Origin of the sequence: Streptococcus cuniculi (assembly GCF_004570575.1) — a bacterium.
GTDB classification, from domain to species: domain Bacteria; phylum Bacillota; class Bacilli; order Lactobacillales; family Streptococcaceae; genus Streptococcus; species Streptococcus cuniculi_A.
Genome location: NZ_SPPD01000053.1, coordinates 1 through 606, shown reverse-complemented (window position 1 = coordinate 606; position 606 = coordinate 1). Strand labels below are relative to the sequence as shown.

1 pseudogene is annotated in these 606 nt (G+C 63.5%); it reads right to left on the bottom strand.

Going from position 1 to position 606, the window contains the following annotated elements:
- A pseudogene (locus tag E4T82_RS11990) lies at nt 1–587 on the bottom strand (hypothetical protein); the annotation flags it as partial.
- Between the last annotated feature and the right edge of the window lie 19 nt (nt 588–606).

The window sequence follows — 606 nt, the reverse complement described above, 5'->3', positions numbered from 1 at the left end:
CGCCAAGCGGTGCTTAGCGTCCGCTGCCGCTTCTCTGCCTTCCGCTCCAAAGCCGAGGCCGAGGCCAAGGCAGCCGCCGCGGCTTCTCGCACGGCCAAGGCAACCAAGGCGGCTGCCTTGGCCTCGGCCTTGGCTTTCTCAGCCCCCGCCAACGCCTCGGCCTTGGCTCTATCGAGCGAGGCCATCGCCTCCGACATAGCAGAGGCCAAGTCTGCCTTGGCCCCCGAAGCCTCGCCCATGGCGGCCCGGGCCTCGGCAAGCTGCTTTTCAGCCGTCGCCATAGCTTTGCTCGCGGCGACGGCTGCCGCTTGCTCCTGATGCCACCCAGAACGCGTTAAACGCCGCTTGGCAGGGCCGAGACGGGTAAGGCCGCTAAACATGCCGACCTCATCGAAAAAATCGTTCTGGAGGCGGCTCATCGCTTTCTTGTATGCCCGATTCTGCTCGCCCTTCGTCGCCCCAGTTTTTCGCGCGGCTTCTGAGGCAGCTCGCCCTGGGTGAATCGTCTCGAAGCGAGCACCGGGGGCCGGGATTTTATAAAAATGGAAATGCCGGTGGCTTTCGTCTGTGTGCTCGATGACCGACAAGAGACGGCCATCTCTATTC